This window comes from Pseudomonas sp. B6001 (assembly GCF_013386015.1).
GTDB lineage: Bacteria > Pseudomonadota > Gammaproteobacteria > Pseudomonadales > Pseudomonadaceae > Aquipseudomonas.
This window is the reverse complement of record NZ_JACAOX010000017.1, coordinates 26,950-40,986: the sequence shown is the minus strand read 5'-3', so window position 1 is coordinate 40,986 and position 14,037 is coordinate 26,950. Positions and strand designations below refer to the sequence as shown.

The following is a 14,037-nucleotide window of genomic DNA, read 5'->3' as shown; positions in this document are numbered from 1 at the left end:
GTGTTGGCCGCCAGGCCTTATTGATTACGTGAGGACTTTAATGGACGACAACAAGAAGAAAGCCTTGGCTGCGGCCCTGGGTCAGATCGAACGTCAATTCGGCAAGGGTGCCGTAATGCGTATGGGCGATCACGACCGTCAGGCGATCCCGGCTATCTCCACTGGCTCTCTGGGTCTGGACATCGCGCTCGGCATTGGCGGCCTGCCAAAAGGCCGTATCGTTGAGATCTACGGTCCTGAATCTTCCGGTAAAACCACCCTGACCCTGTCGGTGATTGCCCAGGCACAAAAAATGGGCGCCACCTGTGCGTTCGTCGATGCCGAGCACGCCCTGGATCCTGAATACGCCGGCAAGCTGGGCGTCAACGTTGACGACCTGCTGGTTTCGCAACCGGACACCGGTGAGCAAGCGCTGGAAATCACCGACATGCTGGTGCGCTCCAACGCCATCGACGTGATCGTGGTCGACTCCGTGGCAGCCCTGGTACCCAAGGCTGAAATCGAAGGCGAAATGGGCGACATGCACGTGGGCCTTCAAGCCCGCTTGATGTCCCAGGCCCTGCGTAAAATCACCGGTAACATCAAGAACGCCAACTGCCTGGTGATCTTCATCAACCAGATCCGGATGAAGATCGGCGTGATGTTCGGCAGCCCGGAAACCACCACCGGTGGTAACGCGCTGAAGTTCTACGCTTCGGTCCGTCTGGACATCCGTCGTACTGGCGCGGTGAAGGAAGGTGACGAGGTTGTCGGTAGCGAAACCCGCGTTAAAGTCGTGAAGAACAAGGTGGCCCCGCCGTTCCGTCAGGCCGAGTTCCAGATTCTCTACGGTAAGGGTATCTACCTGAACGGCGAGATGATCGACCTGGGCGTACTGCACGGTTTCGTCGAGAAATCCGGTGCCTGGTATGCCTACAACGGCAGCAAGATCGGCCAGGGCAAGGCCAACTCGGCCAAGTTCCTTGCGGATAACCCGGATGTTGCCGCTACGCTCGAGAAGCAGATCCGCGACAAGTTGCTGACCCCGGCACTTGACGTCAAGGCTGCCGCCAACCGCGAGCCGGTTGAAGAAGTAGAAGAAGTCGACACTGACATCTGAAGCAAACGATGAGCGTTGTCCTGGATACACCCGTCGCCGTAAGGCGCACTGCAATGGACCTGCTCGCACGGCGCGAGCATGGTCGAGTCGAGCTGACGCGTAAGCTGCGTCAGCGTGGCGCAGATCCCGAGATGATCGACGCAGCCCTTGACCGTTTGACGGAAGAAGGGCTGCTGTCGGAGTCCCGTTACCTCGAAAGTTTCGTCTCCTACCGAGCCCGATCCGGCTATGGCCCTGCACGAATTCGTGAAGAGCTGAGCCAGCGTGGCCTGCAGCGGGCTGATATCGAACTCGCGTTGCGTGAGTGCGGCATCAGTTGGCAGGCACAACTGGAAGAAACCTGGCGGCGCAAGTTTGCCGGTCATCTGCCCATTGATGCGCGTGAGCGGGCTAAGCAAGGTCGCTTCCTGAGTTATCGCGGGTTTTCGATGGAGATGATCAGTCGCCTGTTGAGCGGTCGGGATATGGATGACTGAAGGCTGCGCCTGGTAAATGGTTGCTCTGATCATTGCGGGGCTTGGTGTGGCGAGGGAGCTTGCTCCCGCTGGGCTGCGCAGCGGCCCCAACCTGCGCATCGTTCTACTGGCACAACCCAAAAGGCCCGCTATGAAAATAGCGGGCCTTTTTTCGTTTCAGTGTCAGGTCACGCCGTCTCCGTCACCCGCTGCTGCGTTTTCCCCTGAGCCTGGGCCCAGTTTTCCGGCAAGTTGATGTAATCCACCAATTCCCGCAACCGTCCCTGATCACGCCCGTTGAAGTTGAACACCAGCCGCGTCAGATGGCTGAAGCTTGGCTCGTCATGCTCTTCGCCGGTGTACGCGATTTGTTGAAAGTCGCCACTGAGGCGAAGGCTGGCGAACGCCTCCTGCAGGTGGGCCAGTGCGCGGTCACTCAACGGATGATTCATGCGAATCACAAACTGGCGCTTCAGCCAGCGGGTGGAGTGAAAGTTGGCGTAGAACTGGTTGATTTCGTCCACCGCCTCTTCGGCGCTGTACACCAGGCGGACCAGCTTGAGGTCGGTGGGCAGGATGTAGCGATTGGCCTCAAGCTGGCTGCGGATAAAGTCCAGTGCGCCTTGCCAGAAGCTACCGCCCGGTGCATCCAGCAGCACCACCGGTACCAGCGGGCTTTTGCCGGTCTGGATCAGGGTCAGCACCTCCAGCGCTTCATCCAGGGTACCGAAACCGCCCGGGCACAGGATCAAGGCGTCGGCTTCCTTGACGAAGAACAGCTTGCGGGTAAAGAAGAAGTGGAAGGACAGCAGGTTCTCGGTGCCATCGATGGTCGGGTTGGCGTGCTGTTCAAAGGGCAGGGTGATGTTGAACCCCAGGCTGTGCTCCAGGCCGGCACCCTCGTGGGCCGCCGCCATGATGCCGCCGCCGCCGGTGATCACCATCAGGTCCGAACGGGCCAGGACCGCGCCCACTTCCCGGGCCAGTGCATACAGCGGGCTTTCCACCGGCGTGCGCGCCGAGCCGAACACCGTGACTTTGCGCCGCCCCTTGAACTGTTCGAGCACGCGGAAGGCGTGGTCCAGTTCCCGTATCGCCTGCAAGGTGATCTTGGCATTCCAGCGGCTGCGGTCGTCCTGGGCCATGCGCAACACGGTGAAGATCATGTCGCGATAAAGGGGGATATTTGGGCTGTTGGGCGCAATCAAGTGGAGTTGCGCGTCGACCTGCTGCGTGAGGTCGGTGCCGTTTTCTTCAAATTGACGGATCAGGAGTTCATTCGGTTCGTAAGGCATTCAACTTCTCCTTCTTCACAGAACCCTGGGTGCCGGCGAGAAATTCGTCGGGACCACGACACTGCATGTGTCGTTGCCTCTGATTAACGAGGTGGGCGAAACCGGTTCTGTATATTCCTTATGATTAAAAACCTTTGCATTGCACGCTCAGGAGGGCAACCCTCTTTTGCCCTGAAAATGTTACAGGACGGTGTGAAAACCCGATGTTCCAGGCGTTCAGGATGAATTGATCATGAGCCTATAAAGTCTTGGCTGGCAACCGCTTATTGATCACTTCTGAGGGAGTTTAGACGCTGCCGCGAGCGGACAATGGCGGAGAGTGCAGAGGGGGATATTGCGCGCCGCTGGTCAGCGGCGCGCGACAGGAGGTGTCACTTACTTTTTCTTCTTCGCGGCAGCCGGTGCCGGGCAATCTGCTTCCTGGAACTTCACCGAAGCTACCGGGCGGTTGGTTTTGTTCTCGGTGATTTCATAGCGCATGATCGCGCCCTTGGCCATCAGCTCGCGGTAACCCTTGTTCAGGCACACACTTTGGCCGAGCTGGAAGTACACAGCCTTGGGGTTGGCGCGCATTTGCTCGGCGCGGTCGGGCAGTACGCTCAAATGGTCAATCAGCTGCAAGCCTTCAACGGTGTAGGCAACTTCCAGGGTCTTTTCGTCAATTTCCCGTGGCAGTTCTTTGTTGGTTTCCTCTGCGACGCTTTGCAGCTTCCTGTTCAGTTGAGCCTCCAGCAACGAGGCCGCTTGGGCACCCAGAGGCAACACCAGCGCGAGGGCGACGGACGGAACTACAAGGCGTGGCATAAGACGCAGCATGAAACTCTCCTGATTCGGTTACTGGTGCATAGACCAGCCACTGCGCTGTGCGTTCAGTGGCGCGGGATTATAGGTGACCGCTTGCCCCTAGGGCCAGCCTATTGCCGGGAAGTGCAGGTGGCCGGGGGCGGCTCTGGTAAACTGCGGTAACTTTTGCCTTCCGAGTTCTATCCGTGTCGATTTCCACTTCCCTGCGGCGCACCCGATGAGCCATGCCGTCTCCCGTTTGCGCACGCAGCGCCTGGCCCGTGCCGTAAAACCGTTTGTAGCGCGAGGCTCGCGGGCCGAACGCTGCCCCGGCTGCCGGGTGATTCCCGAGTACTGCCTGTGCGCCTGGCGGCCCAAGGTCCAGGCCAGATCCGGCATGTGCCTGCTGATGCACGACGTAGAGCCGATGAAACCCAGCAACACCGGCTGGCTGATTGCCGATGTGATCAACGACACGACCGCGTTCCCCTGGTCGCGCACTGAGGTTGAGCCGGAGTTGCTGACCTTGCTGGCCGATCTGCAATGGCAGCCATACATCGTCTTTCCCGGCGAATTCGTGGCCCCGGAGCGGGTGGTCCATCAGGTCAAGCTGGAGGAGGGCAAGCGCCCGCTGTTCATTTTGCTGGACGGCACCTGGAGCGAGGCGCGCAAGATGTTCCGCAAGAGCCCGTACCTGGAGCACTTGCCGGTGCTGAGCCTGGCGCCCGAGCAACTGTCGCGCTACAAGCTGCGTCGCTCCAAGCGTGATGACCACTTCTGCACCGCCGAAGTCGCCGCGCTATGCCTGGAGCTGGCTGAAGATGCCGCAGCCAGTGAAGTCCTGGATGCCTACCTGGACGTATTCAGCACCCACTACCTGGCCGCCAAGTTTCAACTGGCGCTGGACCCGGCCGATGTCGTCCATACTCGCCTTGCACCTTATCTATAGGTGTCATGGCCAGCCGACCTTTGCATGATGGCCGCGCAAACGCGCAGCCCGCTAAAATAGCCACGGGCGTAGCGCTTGACCACCCAGGCTACGCTGGGCATGCTTGGCGCCGATTGGGGCGCTGTCACAGATTGGATACGTCGCTTTTTGACGTTGAGCGCGCCCTTTGGTGACTGCTGGCCTGGCAGCCACCTTGCGCGTTGGCGAGCACTGAACCCATCAGTGCCGCCCTAAAAAACAGGATCATTTAATAAATGGCCACATACGAAATCCTGATTGCCGATGACCACCCGCTGTTTCGCAGTGCGCTGCACCAGGCGGTCACGCTGGGCCTGGGGCCGGATGTACGCCTCGTCGAAGTCGCCAGCATTGCCGAGCTGGAAACCCGCCTTACCGAAAAGTCCGACTGGGACCTGGTCCTGCTGGACCTGAACATGCCGGGTGCCTACGGTTTTTCCGGGCTGGTGCTGCTGCGTGGGCAATACCCGCAGATACCAGTGGTGATGGTATCGGCCCAGGAAGAGGCGTCGGTGGTGGTGCGCTCCAAGGAGTTCGGTGCCAGTGGTTTCATTCCCAAGTCCAGCTCCATGGAAGACATCCAGAAAGCCGTGCGCACGGTGCTGGATGGCGATGTCTCCTGGCCGCCGCAAGCCTTTGAAGAGATCAACGTCTCCGACGAAGCCAAGGCCGCGCGTGATGGCCTGGCCAGCCTCACGCCCCAGCAGTTCCGCGTGCTGACCATGGTTTGCGAAGGCCTGCTGAACAAGCAGATTGCCTATGAGTTGAGCGTGTCGGAAGCGACCATCAAGGCTCACGTCACGGCGATCTTCCGCAAGCTCGGCGTACGTACGCGAACCCAGGCGGCGCTGCTCTTGCAACAACTTGAGTCAATTTCGCAGCATTAAGACGCTGTTCATTCACGTTTTTTTGACTTTGCTTGCTCTAGTTTCCCCACACCTTTTTGCTCAGTTGCCTACTCTATGTCGCCTTTCAAGGGTCAAACCGGTATCAAACGTATTTTCAACGCAGGCGGATATTCCCTGGATGGCCTGCGTGCGGCTTTCACCGGCGAGGCGGCGTTTCGTCAGCTGGTGTTGCTCAATGTCATCCTGATCCCGCTGAGTTTCTTCCTTAACGTCAGCCGGGTAGAGCGGGCGCTGCTGATCGCCGTGTGCCTGCTGGCATTGATCGTCGAGTTGCTCAACTCCGCCGTCGAAGCGGCGATCGACCGGATTTCCCTGGACCTGCACCCCTTGTCGAAAAATGCCAAGGACATGGGCAGCGCCGCGCAGTTCGTAGCGCTGACCATGATTACCCTGGTGTGGGCCGTGATCCTGATCTAGGCAATGGTCGGCAGTACGATCTCGTCGCTGCGCTGCACCCCGGCGGTGAACGACCGGCACAGCTCGAGGAATTCGCGCATCGCCGAGGTCTGGTACTTCTGCTTGTGCCAGATGAAGTAGAACTGCCGGGCCAGGTCCAGGTCCGGGGTTTCCACCGGTACCAGGCTGCCACGCCGGAAGGCGTCGCGCAGCGCCAGCCGGGAAATGCAGCCAATCCCCAAGCCTGATTCCACCGCGCGTTTGATTGCCTCGGTGTGTTCCAGCTCCAGGCGGATATTCAGCGCGCTGCGGTGATGCCGCATGGCCTGGTCAAAGGTCAGGCGTGTTCCAGAGCCTTGTTCCCGCAGGATCCAGGCTTCATGGGTCAGCTCTTCCATGGTCGCCTGGCCGCGCTTCGCCAAATGGTGCTGGGGTGCGCAGAACACCACCAGTTCATCTTCCACCCAGGTTTGCACCTCGATGTCCGGGTGGCTGCAGTCGCCTTCGATTAGACCCAGATCAATTTCGTAGTGCGCCACCTGATGCACGATATGCGCAGTGTTCTGCACATGCAGCTTCACCTGGCTCTCGGGATGCTGCTGCATGAAGCTGCCGATCAGCAGCGTGGCCAGGTAGTTGCCGATGGTCAGCGTGGCCCCGACCGCCAGGGAGCCGAAGCCCGACTTGCCGTTGAGCAGGTCCTCGATCTCCTTGGCCTGGTCCAGCAGTGCCACCGCCTGGGGCAATAGCTGGTGACCGAGGGCGTTGAGGCTCAGGCGTTTGCCCGCGCGGTCGAACAACTGGCAGCTGGATTGCCGCTCCAGCTCGGTAATCGACGTGCTGGCGGCGGATTGAGATAAGGCCAGAAGGCCAGCAGCGCGCGAGACGCTTTCCTGCTGGGCGACGGCGACGAAGACTTGCAGTTGACGTAGAGTAAATCGCATATCGATATAACCGATAACCCTTATCTTAATAATCCAGTTAACAGATATTGTCGCCGCCATTAGAATGCTGTGCAATTGCGCATCCATCATTTGGCGCAGACCCATTTCCAGGAGTCCCCCGTACATGAGCAACATGAACCACGAGCGTGTCCTCAGTGTTCATCACTGGAACGACACTCTGTTCAGCTTCAAGTGCACCCGCGATCCGGGCCTGCGCTTCGAGAACGGTCAGTTCGTGATGATCGGCCTGCAACAGCCCAACGGCCGCCCGCTCATGCGCGCTTACTCGATTGCCAGCCCGAACTGGGAAGAGCATCTGGAGTTCTTCAGCATCAAGGTGCCTGATGGCCCGCTGACTTCCCAATTGCAGCACTTGAAGGAAGGCGACGAGATCATCATCAGCAAAAAACCGACGGGCACCCTGGTGCTTGACGATTTGAAGCCGGGCAAACACCTGTACCTGCTCAGCACCGGCACTGGCCTGGCGCCGTTCATGAGCGTGATCCAGGACCCGGAAACCTACGAGCGTTTCGAAAAAGTGATCCTGTGCCACGGCGTGCGTTACGTCAACGAAGTCGCCTACCGCGAATTCATCACCGAGCACCTGCCGCAGAACGAGTTCTTCGGCGAGGCCCTGCGTGACAAGTTGATCTACTACCCGACCGTGACCCGTGAGCCGTTCGAAAACGAAGGCCGCCTGACCGACCTGATGCGCAGCGGCAAGCTGTTCAGTGACATCGGCCTGCCGCCGATCAATCCTGAAGACGACCGCGCCATGCTGTGCGGCAGCCCAAGCATGCTGGATGAAACCAGCGAAGTGCTCAACAGCTTCGGTTTGAAGGTTTCCCCGCGTATGCGTGAGCCGGGCGACTACCTGATCGAGCGTGCGTTCGTCGAGAAATAAGCGCGACGCAAAAAAATGTGGGAGCGGGCTTGCTCGCGAAAGCGGTGTAACAGTCACCAGATGTATTGACTGATCCACCGCTTTCGCGAGCAAGCCCGCTCCCACATTTGTTTCCGGTTTACCCGGCCGACACGACTTCCAGCACACAAATCATCCCGGCTTCGGGATAGTGCCAGCGCACATCAACATCCCAGAACTGCGCCCCGTATTCCCGCTCCGGCCCCGGCGTCTGGTACGCCGGCCGTGGATCCTGCGCCAGGCACTGCTCGATCAACGCCACCAATGGCTCGCCAAGGCGCTGAGCGTGGCCTTCTGCCTGTTGCAGCGCAGTCTTCAGCCACTGCACGGGAATCAGCTGTGGCGCAGCGCTGGCGATGTTGTTGGTCGCAGTGTCAACTATGTCTGCGTACGGCACGTACGGCTTGATGTCGAGAATCGGTGTGCCATCCAGCAGGTCGATCCCGGATATCCACAGGCGCCCATCTTCCACCTTGTCCAGCTTGACCACTGACTGGCCGATGCCGTTGGGCCGGTGCGTCGCGCGGGTGGCGAACACGCCCATGGACGTGTTGCCACCCAGGCGAGGCGGGCGCACTTTCAGGCGGGGCTTGTCTTCCAGCGCCTGGTGGAACAGGAACAGCAGCCACACATGGCTGACCTGTTCCAAACCCTGCACCGCCTCACCCTGGTCGAATGGCGGCACCAACTCCAGCACGCCCCGGGCGGCAGGCGCCAGTTGTGGCTGGCGCGGGATGGCGAACTTCTCCTTGAAGCAGGAGCGGACAAAGCCGATGGGCGAGACGCTGTAGTTCACGGGTTTAGGCGCGAACGCGCAGGGTCAAGCCCTTGAGGAAGTTGCGCAACAGCTGGTCACCACAGGTGCGGTAGTTGGTGTGGCCGAACTTGCGGAACAGTGCGCTCAGCTCAGGCTTGGACACCGGGAACTCGGAGGCCTTGAGGATTGCGTGCATGTCGTCTTCCTTCAGTTCGAAGGCCACGCGCAGTTTCTTCAGGACGATGTTGTTGGTCACCGGCAGTTCGATCGGCTGCGGTGGACGGCTCTCGTCCTTGCCGCGCTTGAAGATCACCAGGCCATCGAGGAAATGCGCCATGACTTCGTCCGGGCAGAACACGAAGCCTTCTTCCTCGTCTTTCTTGAGGTAGGTCAGCAGGTCGTCCTTGGTGACTTCCATGCCGCCGAGCTTGATGATCTCGACCATCTTGTTGTCGCTGATGTCGAGCATGTAGCGCACGCTGCGCAGTACGTCGTTGTGAATCATGGTGGGCAATCCTGGTCATTCAACTGTGGACACCGCCCAGGCAGGCGGTATCGAGAGATTCGGCGGCGAAAAAAGTCTTAGAACTTTTCTTTGCCGGACAGATAGCGCCATTGGCCTACCGGCACTTTGCCGATGGAGACTCCGCCAATGCGGATGCGTCGAATGGCGACGACTTTCAGGCCGACGGCTTCGCAGAACAAGGCAATCACACCCGGTTGCGGGTTTTTCAGCGCAAAGCGCAGGCGGTTCTCGTTCTGCCAGCTGGCTTTCACCGCCGGCAATTCCTTACCTTTGTAGGTCAGGCCATGGTTGAGGCGGTTCAGGCCGTGGGCGACCATGTCGCCGGACACCTCCACCACGTATTCCTGTTCGATCTTGTTCGCGTCAGCGGTCAGCTTGCGCAAAATCTTCCAGTCCTGGGTGAACACCAGCAGGCCGCTGGCCTTGGCTTGCAGGTCACTGCTGGCGGTCAGGCGCAGGAAGTGGCCCTTGAGCGGGCGCTTGCTGAAGCGGTGTTCTTCCGACAGGGTCTCGGCGTTGATCGACGCCATGGCTGTCTCGGCATCCACGCCGGCGGGGGCGTGGAACAGGATGGTCACCGGCTCCGGCGCTGTGGCCTTGGCCTCAGGGTCAAGCTCGACCTTCTGGGTGGTGACCTTGAACTGCGGCTCGTCGATCACTTCGCCGTCCACCGTGACCCAGCCGCCTTCGATGAACAGCTCAGCCTCCCGACGGGAGCAACCGACCAGTTCGATGAGGCGTTTGGAGAGGCGTAGGGGTTCAGTCATGACAAGGGCCGAAACAAAAGGGGGCGGCTATTGTACCTGTGTGGCGCCGGTTAATCCCGGCTCCATTTCATTTAGCCGCGACGCGCCTGTGGCTGGGCCTGGCGCAAACGCATGTGCAGCAACGGATAAGGCTGGCCCATGCCGTCATGGTCCGTGCGTCCGATCACCTCAAAGCCCTGCTTGAAGTAAAAGCCCAGGGCCTGCGGGTTCTGTTCGTTGACGTCCAGTTGATCGGCATTCATCGACTCGATGGCATAGCGCAGCAATTGCCGGCCCAGGCCCTGGCCACGGTGCTCGGGGTCGATAAACAGCATCTCGACCTTGCCCGCGGCCACCCCGGCAAACCCGGTGATGCGCTGGCGTGAGTCCTTGGTGCAGATCAGCATCACCGCGTCGAGGTAGCGGGTCAGCACCAGGTTTTTCAGCAACTCGATGTAACTGTCCGGCAGGAAGTCATGGGTGGCCCGCACCGAAGCCTCCCAGATGCGGGTCAGTTCCTGATAGTCGCTGGATTTGGGTGTATGGATAACCGAATGCTGACGCATGCCCGCTGCCCCTTGCCGATGATTGGCGCCGATGGGCAAAACGATAGACCTAAAAAAGCCCCGCATCTTGTCCAGAGGCAGGGCTTTTTCAATTCTTTACACCTTATGCGCGTTTTTCAGCCCACAGGTCGTACTCGTCGGCGTCGGTCACGGTGCACCAGACCTTGTCGCCCGGCTTCAGGCCGCTGGCATCGTCGATGAACACGTTACCGTCGATTTCCGGCGCATCGAAGAAGCAGCGGCCTACAGCGCCTTGCTCGTCGACTTCGTCGATCAGTACTTCGATCTCACGGCCGATGCGCAGTTGCAGGCGCGCCGAGCTGATGGCCTGCTGGTGCGCCATGAAGCGCTCCCAACGGTCCTGCTTGACGTCGTCCGGCACGATGGCAGCGTCCAGCAGGTTGGCCGGAGCACCTTCCACCGGCGAGTACTGGAAGCAGCCGACGCGGTCCAGCTGGGCCTCGGTCAGCCAGTCCAGCAGGTACTGGAAGTCTTCTTCGGTTTCGCCGGGGAAGCCGACGATGAAGGTGGAGCGGATGATCAGGTCCGGGCAGATCTCGCGCCAGTTCTTGATGCGCGCCAGGGTCTTGTCTTCGAAGGCCGGGCGTTTCATGGCCTTGAGGATTTTCGGGCTGGCGTGCTGGAACGGGATGTCCAGGTACGGCAGGATCTTGCCGGCGGCCATCAGCGGGATCAACTCGTCAACGTGCGGGTACGGGTAAACGTAGTGCAGGCGCACCCATACGCCGAGGCTGCTCAGGGCTTCGCAGAGTTCGGTCATGCGGGTTTTCACCGGCGCGCCGTTCCAGAAGCCGGTGCGGTATTTGACGTCGACGCCGTAGGCGCTGGTGTCCTGGGAGATCACCAGCAGCTCTTTCACGCCGGATTTGACCAGGCGCTGAGCCTCGTCCAGCACGTCGCCCACCGGGCGGCTCACCAGTTTGCCGCGCATCGACGGGATGATGCAGAAGCTGCAGCTGTGGTTGCAGCCTTCGGAAATCTTCAGGTAGGCGTAGTGGCGCGGCGTCAGCTTGATGCCCTGCGGCGGCACCAGGTCGATCAGCGGGTTGTGGTCCTGGCGCGGCGGCACTACGTCGTGCACGGCGTTGACCACTTGCTCGTACTGCTGCGGGCCGGTCACGGCCAGCACGCTTGGGTGCACGTTGCGGATGGCGCCTTCTTCCACGCCCATGCAGCCGGTGACGATCACCTTGCCGTTTTCCTTGATGGCTTCGCCGATCACTTCCAGGGACTCGGCCTTGGCCGAGTCAATGAAGCCGCAAGTGTTGACCACCACCACGTCCGCGTCCTGGTAGGTGGACACGACGTCATAGCCTTCCATGCGCAGTTGCGTAAGGATGCGTTCGGAGTCGACCAGAGCCTTTGGGCAACCCAGGGATACAAAGCCGACCTTGGGGTTGGCTTTTGCGATGGTGGTGGACATGTCTAACCTCGGTATTGAATGACGCCGCCCGTCGTGCACGAAAGGTGGCGGATGGGCACTTGGTGTGCCTCTGATCAAAAAGTGCGCAATTCTAGCGACGGGAATCGCTCTTGACCAGCTTTATGCAGGGAAATACGACGAGTGCTGCGCTATGCTTCGCGCCGTTGCACCTGAGTGAATTTCCTCGGTCAATAAATCGTCTGTAACGAGAAGTAAAACAGCGCATGCTGTGGACAGCATAGGCGCCCGCAGCAGGCGCGCTGTTTATAAAAGACCGCAGGTCAAAGGGCAGGAGTGGTTGATGGGTCAGGCAAGTAGTCAGGCAGCAGGTGCCGAGCAGTCCAACGCAAAGCCGATCGGCATGCTGGTGGCGGCAGTGGGGGTGGTTTACGGCGATATCGGCACCAGCCCGCTCTACACCCTTAAAGAGGTGTTTGCTGGCGGTTATGGGGTTCAGGTCAATCACGACGGGGTCTTCGGGATCCTGGCGCTGATTTTCTGGTCGCTGGTCTGGGTCGTTTCGATCAAGTACGTGCTGTTTATCCTGCGCGCGGATAACCAGGGTGAGGGCGGCATCATGGCCCTGACGGCTTTGGCCCGGCGGGCGGCGGCACCTTACCCCAAGTTGCGTTCGGTGCTGGTGATTCTCGGCCTGATCGGTGCGGCGCTGTTTTACGGCGACAGCATGATCACCCCGGCGATCTCGGTATTGTCGGCGGTCGAAGGCCTGGAACTGGCGTTTGATGGCCTTGAGCGCTGGGTGGTGCCGCTTTCGCTGGTGGTGCTGGTGGGGCTGTTCCTGATCCAGAAACATGGCACGGACCGCATCGGCAAGCTGTTCGGCCCGGTGATGGTGCTGTGGTTCCTGGTGTTGGCCGGCCTGGGCATCCATGGAATCATCCAGCACCCTGAGGTGCTCAATGCCCTCAACCCTGTGTGGGGCGTGCGCTTCTTCATCGTTCACCCTGGCATGGGCGTGGCGATTCTCGGTGCGGTGGTACTGGCATTGACCGGCGCCGAGGCGCTGTACGCCGACATGGGCCACTTCGGACGCAAGCCGATTGCCCGTGCCTGGTTCGCCCTGGTGCTGCCGGCGTTGGTGCTCAACTACTTTGGCCAGGGCGCGCTGCTGCTGGAAAATCCAGAGGCAGCCCGCAACCCGTTCTACCTGCTGGCACCGGAGTGGGCTCTGGTCCCGCTGGTGGCGTTGTCCACTTTAGCCACCGTGATTGCTTCCCAGGCGGTGATCTCCGGGGCGTTCTCCCTGACCCGTCAGGCGATCCAGCTCGGTTACATCCCGCGCATGCATATCCAGCACACTTCCAGCGCCGAGCAAGGCCAGATCTACATCGGCGCGGTGAACTGGTCACTGATGGTGGGCGTGATCCTGCTGGTGCTGGGCTTCGAGTCCTCCAACGCCCTGGCTTCGGCCTACGGTGTGGCGGTGACGGGCACCATGTTGATCACCAGCATTCTGGTGTCGGCGGTGATGCTGTTGCTGTGGAAATGGCCGCCGGTACTGGCTATCCCGGTGTTGATCGGTTTCCTGTTGGTGGATGGGCTGTTCTTTGCCGCCAACGTGCCCAAGATCGTGCAGGGTGGTGCGTTTCCGGTATTGGCGGGGATTGTGTTGTTTATCCTCATGACCACCTGGAAGCGCGGCAAGGAACTGCTGGTGGACCGGCTGGACGAAGGTGGGCTGCCGCTGCCGATCTTTATCAGCAGTATCCGTGTGCAGCCGCCGCATCGCGTGCAAGGCACGGCGGTGTTCCTGACCGCACGCCCGGATGCCGTGCCCCACGCCTTGCTGCATAACTTGCTGCATAACCAGGTGCTGCATGAGCAGGTGGTGCTGTTGACGGTGGTCTACGAAGACATCCCGCGTGTACCGGCCCAGCGTCGTTTCGAGGTCGATTCCTATGGCGAGGGCTTCTTCCGGGTGATCCTGCACTTTGGTTTCGTCGATGAACCGGACGTGCCCGAAGCGCTGAAGCTGTGCCATCTGGATGACCTGGATTTCAGTCCGATGCGCACCACCTACTTCCTCAGCCGCGAAACCGTGATCGCGTCCCGCATCAAGGGCATGGCGCGTTGGCGCGAAGGGTTGTTCGCGTTCATGCTGAAGAACGCCAACGGCAACCTGCGCTTCTTCAAGTTGCCGGTTAACCGGGTGATCGAGCTCGGCACTCAAGTAGAAATGTAAGCCCAACAAAAAGCCCCCGGTGCCTT

General features: G+C 60.2%; 15 protein-coding genes. 7 read left to right on the top strand and 8 right to left on the bottom strand.

The features are described 5' to 3' along the window. Positions 1–40: 40 nt before the first annotated feature. Positions 41–1,099, top strand: a complete 1,059-nt coding sequence (recA, locus tag HX821_RS17540) for a recombinase RecA (RefSeq protein ID WP_177036149.1) — start codon at positions 41–43, stop codon at positions 1,097–1,099. A gap of 8 nt (positions 1,100–1,107) precedes the next feature. Then, entirely contained in the window at positions 1,108–1,575 is a 468-nt protein-coding gene (gene recX, locus HX821_RS17535) for a recombination regulator RecX (RefSeq protein WP_003208644.1), read from the top strand. A 167-nt stretch (positions 1,576–1,742) separates the two neighbouring features. Here the strand turns inward: recX and HX821_RS17530 are convergent, their stop codons facing one another. Next, positions 1,743–2,849 (bottom strand): TIGR00730 family Rossman fold protein, encoded by a 1,107-nt coding sequence (locus HX821_RS17530; RefSeq protein ID WP_177036148.1) that lies wholly within the window; start codon positions 2,847–2,849, stop codon positions 1,743–1,745. A 375-nt stretch (positions 2,850–3,224) separates the two neighbouring features. Further along, entirely contained in the window at positions 3,225–3,665 is a 441-nt protein-coding gene (locus HX821_RS17525) for a PA3611 family quorum-sensing-regulated virulence factor (protein ID WP_003208640.1), read from the bottom strand. A gap of 205 nt (positions 3,666–3,870) precedes the next feature. Here HX821_RS17525 and HX821_RS17520 point away from each other — a divergent pair, with 205 nt between their 5' ends. The 3 genes from HX821_RS17520 to HX821_RS17510 all read left to right on the top strand — a co-directional run bounded on the left by HX821_RS17520 (position 3,871) and on the right by HX821_RS17510 (position 5,924). After that, on the top strand, positions 3,871–4,581 hold the full coding sequence (locus tag HX821_RS17520; protein WP_177036147.1) for a tRNA-uridine aminocarboxypropyltransferase: 711 nt from the start codon (positions 3,871–3,873) through the stop codon (positions 4,579–4,581). Positions 4,582–4,835: 254 nt separating this feature from the next. Further along, a complete protein-coding gene (gene erdR, locus HX821_RS17515; RefSeq protein WP_003208636.1) occupies positions 4,836–5,486 on the top strand; it encodes a response regulator transcription factor ErdR in 651 nt (216 codons plus the stop codon). Between the two features lie 75 nt (positions 5,487–5,561). After that, positions 5,562–5,924, top strand: coding sequence for a diacylglycerol kinase (locus HX821_RS17510; RefSeq protein WP_003208635.1), 363 nt, complete (start codon positions 5,562–5,564; stop codon positions 5,922–5,924). Here HX821_RS17510 and HX821_RS17505 read toward each other — a convergent pair. Then, positions 5,921–6,847, bottom strand: coding sequence for a LysR family transcriptional regulator (locus tag HX821_RS17505; protein ID WP_003208633.1), 927 nt, complete (start codon positions 6,845–6,847; stop codon positions 5,921–5,923). The two genes, HX821_RS17510 and HX821_RS17505, sit on opposite strands and share 4 nt — an antisense overlap. 124 nt (positions 6,848–6,971) lie before the next feature. Between HX821_RS17505 and fpr the strand changes: the two genes are divergently transcribed. Further along, the gene (gene fpr / locus HX821_RS17500; RefSeq protein WP_003189055.1) at positions 6,972–7,751 is read left to right on the top strand and encodes a ferredoxin-NADP reductase; all 780 of its coding nucleotides are present in this window, start codon (positions 6,972–6,974) and stop codon (positions 7,749–7,751) included. 118 nt (positions 7,752–7,869) lie between these two features. On the opposite strand, the gene tsaA is transcribed toward fpr, so the two are convergent. The 5 genes from tsaA to rimO all read right to left on the bottom strand — a co-directional run bounded on the left by tsaA (position 7,870) and on the right by rimO (position 11,808). Then, positions 7,870–8,565: a tRNA (N6-threonylcarbamoyladenosine(37)-N6)-methyltransferase TrmO gene (gene tsaA / locus HX821_RS17495; RefSeq protein WP_177036146.1), complete on the bottom strand. Its 696-nt coding sequence runs from the start codon at positions 8,563–8,565 to the stop codon at positions 7,870–7,872. Positions 8,566–8,569: 4 nt separating this feature from the next. Then, positions 8,570–9,031, bottom strand: coding sequence for a DUF1456 family protein (locus HX821_RS17490; RefSeq protein ID WP_003208629.1), 462 nt, complete (start codon positions 9,029–9,031; stop codon positions 8,570–8,572). Positions 9,032–9,108: 77 nt separating this feature from the next. Then, positions 9,109–9,819, bottom strand: coding sequence for an rRNA pseudouridine synthase (locus HX821_RS17485; protein ID WP_003208627.1), 711 nt, complete (start codon positions 9,817–9,819; stop codon positions 9,109–9,111). A gap of 71 nt (positions 9,820–9,890) precedes the next feature. Then, complete coding sequence (locus HX821_RS17480) at positions 9,891–10,364, bottom strand: GNAT family N-acetyltransferase (RefSeq protein WP_003208626.1); 474 nt, start codon at positions 10,362–10,364, stop codon at positions 9,891–9,893. Between the two features lie 103 nt (positions 10,365–10,467). Beyond that, positions 10,468–11,808: a 30S ribosomal protein S12 methylthiotransferase RimO gene (gene rimO / locus HX821_RS17475; protein ID WP_003208624.1), complete on the bottom strand. Its 1,341-nt coding sequence runs from the start codon at positions 11,806–11,808 to the stop codon at positions 10,468–10,470. A 301-nt stretch (positions 11,809–12,109) separates the two neighbouring features. Here rimO and HX821_RS17470 point away from each other — a divergent pair, with 301 nt between their 5' ends. Then, on the top strand, positions 12,110–14,011 hold the full coding sequence (locus HX821_RS17470; RefSeq protein WP_003208622.1) for a potassium transporter Kup: 1,902 nt from the start codon (positions 12,110–12,112) through the stop codon (positions 14,009–14,011). Positions 14,012–14,037 lie beyond the last annotated feature (26 nt).